This window comes from Desulfobacter sp. UBA2225 (assembly GCF_002348205.1).
GTDB classification, from domain to species: Bacteria; Desulfobacterota; Desulfobacteria; order Desulfobacterales; family Desulfobacteraceae; genus Desulfobacter; species Desulfobacter postgatei.
In genome coordinates this window covers 1-3,023 of record NZ_DDYV01000145.1, presented here as the reverse complement: position 1 = coordinate 3,023, position 3,023 = coordinate 1, and the positions used below count along the sequence as shown (strand labels likewise).

General features: G+C 44.4%; 7 protein-coding genes. 3 read left to right on the top strand and 4 right to left on the bottom strand.

Annotated features, from left to right (window positions below; genetic code table 11):
- Positions 1 to 185: hypothetical protein (locus B3D59_RS07660; protein ID WP_286818747.1), on the top strand; the 185-nt coding region annotated here is incomplete at its 5' end.
- Here B3D59_RS07660 and B3D59_RS07655 read toward each other — a convergent pair.
- Both B3D59_RS07655 and B3D59_RS07650 read right to left on the bottom strand, forming a co-directional pair.
- Positions 182 to 325 (bottom strand): GDP-mannose 4,6-dehydratase, encoded by a 144-nt coding sequence (locus B3D59_RS07655; RefSeq protein ID WP_286818746.1) that lies wholly within the window; start codon positions 323 to 325, stop codon positions 182 to 184. The genes B3D59_RS07660 and B3D59_RS07655 overlap by 4 nt on opposite strands.
- A 128-nt stretch (positions 326 to 453) precedes the next feature.
- Positions 454 to 729, bottom strand: a complete 276-nt coding sequence (locus B3D59_RS07650; protein WP_286818745.1) for a VanZ family protein — start codon at positions 727 to 729, stop codon at positions 454 to 456.
- Here B3D59_RS07650 and B3D59_RS07645 point away from each other — a divergent pair.
- On the top strand, positions 728 to 859 hold the full coding sequence (locus tag B3D59_RS07645; RefSeq protein ID WP_286818744.1) for a hypothetical protein: 132 nt from the start codon (positions 728 to 730) through the stop codon (positions 857 to 859). The two genes, B3D59_RS07650 and B3D59_RS07645, sit on opposite strands and share 2 nt — an antisense overlap.
- 258 nt (positions 860 to 1,117) lie before the next feature.
- Here B3D59_RS07645 and B3D59_RS07640 read toward each other — a convergent pair whose 3' ends face one another.
- Both B3D59_RS07640 and B3D59_RS07635 read right to left on the bottom strand, forming a co-directional pair.
- Positions 1,118 to 1,543 (bottom strand): type II toxin-antitoxin system VapC family toxin, encoded by a 426-nt coding sequence (locus B3D59_RS07640; RefSeq protein WP_286818743.1) that lies wholly within the window; start codon positions 1,541 to 1,543, stop codon positions 1,118 to 1,120.
- A 103-nt stretch (positions 1,544 to 1,646) separates the two neighbouring features.
- The gene (locus B3D59_RS07635) at positions 1,647 to 1,853 is read right to left on the bottom strand and encodes a CopG family transcriptional regulator (protein WP_286818742.1); all 207 of its coding nucleotides are present in this window, start codon (positions 1,851 to 1,853) and stop codon (positions 1,647 to 1,649) included.
- A gap of 703 nt (positions 1,854 to 2,556) precedes the next feature.
- Between B3D59_RS07635 and B3D59_RS07630 the strand changes: the two genes are divergently transcribed.
- The gene (locus B3D59_RS07630) at positions 2,557 to 2,883 is read left to right on the top strand and encodes a PilZ domain-containing protein (protein ID WP_286818741.1); all 327 of its coding nucleotides are present in this window, start codon (positions 2,557 to 2,559) and stop codon (positions 2,881 to 2,883) included.
- Positions 2,884 to 3,023 lie beyond the last annotated feature (140 nt).

Below are 3,023 nucleotides of genomic sequence, written 5' to 3'. Positions count from 1 at the left end.
GTCTGATCACATATTTGCTGCTGGCCTTGTATTGTCACAGCAACTATCAAGAGAAAGTATCCATCAGGCGAGTTCGTCAGCTGCGCACTCAGATCGAAAACGAACTGCGCTGCTGGCCAATGGGCGCTGAACACCAAAAATATGGAAAAGAACAAGATTTACAAGTGGTTGATGCAAAAACTTAACCGGAAATTACTGGGTTTTTTTCATAGCAGTGATCAATGCGCTGGGTATTGAATAAGAAGGCCGGCCGTTTGATTGCACGAACCGCGCAACCTTTTTCTATCAGGAACTCAGCCACATACGCTCCGTCATAGCCGGTAATTCCTGTAATTAATTCTTGTTTCGTTTGAATTTCTTCGGAGAAACAGGATTAAGGAATAAGATTTGATCGCCTTTTGAACTTTTAACCATTGGCCCTTCAATCCTTAATCCATTTTTCAGTTTTATCCTTCACTCCTTTGTTTCTTTGGGATGCTCAATCGCGTACCGTCTTTTCAGACATCGCAATCCGACTATGGTTAAATAAAGCAACACGCCCGCCAGGCATCCCATGACATTGGCGGCAACATCCTCCATGGAACCATAACGGTCGGGGCTGAGGTTCTGCAACCACTCCAAGACCAAACTGTAGGCAAAAACAAATAACACCGCACCCCCGCGCTGGATGCCCTTCTCAAATGCCAGGCAGGCCAGAATGCAGAGACCGGCCAGGGCCGACACGTGCATGATAAAAGCCCGAGCCGAAGAAGGAGACATTGCCGATGAAAGCGCAACCCACGGCATTAAAAGCAGTAAAGCTACCAGCAACAGCCTTATGAACCTTTTAACCTTCAAGCTTTTCCAGTATTATTTTTGATCAGCTGATAACGATTCTTCAAAATTTGTCGTGTACTCTGTTTTCGGGGTTAGCAGCCAATCTATTTATTCGATGCCAGAAACCGTAGGGGGAATATTACGCGGAAAATGTATTATGAGTAAGGCGGTTAATTTCACGGATCAATCCAAAAATTTTTCCATGCACCTGCATATTCTTATTTTCCAATCCAGTCCATCACTCAGTCCTTGTTCAGAGATTCCCTGTCTTGAATCTTTTCAGCTTTCAGCCCTGGAATCTTTATCCCTTGCCTCCCCGCCCTTTGGTTGGCGAAAGCAAAGAAAACCCGTGGTCCTCGAAATGGGGCTTAAAACAGAAAGCCTTCTCGATCACATGCGCGTACATGACCACAAAGCTGACGCAATCCACCAGGCTCAGCCTTCTGCGGCCCAAATTCAGCCAAAGCTCATAGGCCCGCTGGTGCATCCCCTCATCCACCCACAGGATATCCAGAACCCCAAGAATGTCCTTGTGCCAGAGGTTTGCCGCCTCAAACCCGATCCGCCTCTGAAGCAGGCCGGCGGTCTCCCAGACCACGTAGTTTGAGGTTAAAAGGCGGAAGTTGTCATCGAGCAGGTCCGTCCATAAGGCAGACGCCTGAGCATGATGCCGGTCGGATCGATCAATGAGCGCGTAAAACGCCGATGTGTCGACAAATACTTTCAAATTGGGAACGTTTGAAACGTTATGATTGTTTGGAGCGTTGGGAACGAAGCGCTTTCAGGTTTCAGCCTTTCTCTTTCAGGTCTCAGGTTTCAGCCCTCATCCCTCAGTCCCTATCTTCCGTGGCAAAGCTGCCGACAGCCAACAATGCCTTTTTCTTTTTGACGGTCAATTCCCGGTTCCGTTCGAAATGGACACGGTAAGCCTCAATGCAGTCCCGAATGACCTGAGACATGGAGATGTTGTTTTCAAGAGCGAATTTTTTAAGCCATTCGATCTGCTCGTTTTGAAGCTGAATTTGTGTTCGAATCATGGCGATCGTTGAATTGTTTTGATTGTTTTATCGGGTTTGGATCGTTTGGAACTTTGAGCTGATCCATATCTTTTCGGCTATAGCACCTCAGTGATAACGCTGTTTCACATCATGATGTGGTGATTGCAGAAATCAGGCATTTTTTCAGAGTGTTGGCGTTATCGCCACCCCTTGTATACAGCTCCGCCCCTTGAATTACATGCTTAATTAATCTTAACCTATCGTTTTTATGTATAAAAGTAGCAGTTATTACTGCCGGTCGAAGGGCCGCGCCGGCATTCTCTTTGGATCAAACTGCTTTTATAGGCGCTTGGTTTTTTTAAACAAATTCATATTCATTATATTCCCGTTTAAAATAATAATTATCATCAATTCACAGCGGCCGCCATCGGTAAAAGGTATGATTTTTTCGTATTTTTTGAAATCTATAAACTAGGTAAAAACGATTAGATCTGTTTTCAAGCTCATCCTTTCTTCCGAAATAATAATCCACAATAAATACGTAAAAAACCATACGATCGGCGTATTGTTTCATTAATGAATGAATTGTATTTATTTAACTAAAGATGAATTCATGGAATTGGATGGCTGCAACGACTCTCCGCGGTTCTTATTTATACGATATGAATGAATTTTAAGCCGTACGGATCTGAGGCCTTGACTTCGGCGTACTTCGATTTCAAACGAAATGAAAGCGTTTGGCGTGACTGGAACCGAAAGAAGGCAAACCGAAAGATTTGATCTTAAACTGCCGGCGCTGCTTTCGATGATGGATGAAAGCCGACAGTCTGTAAGTTGTGAAGTGACGACCAGGGATATCAGTTCGGAAGGGGCTTTTTTCCTCAATTGCAAGCCAATAACGGTGGGTTCGGATGTAAAATTGAACCTGATGCTCTTTCTGGAAGACAGATACAAGCTTAAAAAGGAAAAGATACAAATTGATATTCAGGGACGGGTGGTTCGCACGGATGAGCATGGCATAGCCGTCTGTTTTGATAGAAAATACAAAATATTTCCAAATACCGCGTAATTTTTCGGAAAGCATCATCGGGTAACTCTGAAAGCGGTGCAAGGAAATGCGACCAGAACCTTAAAATACAATGGGTTTTTTGGCGCTGAGCCTGGGATGGTTGTTGAGTCTTTTAAAACAATAAAGAAAGGGGGGAAAAG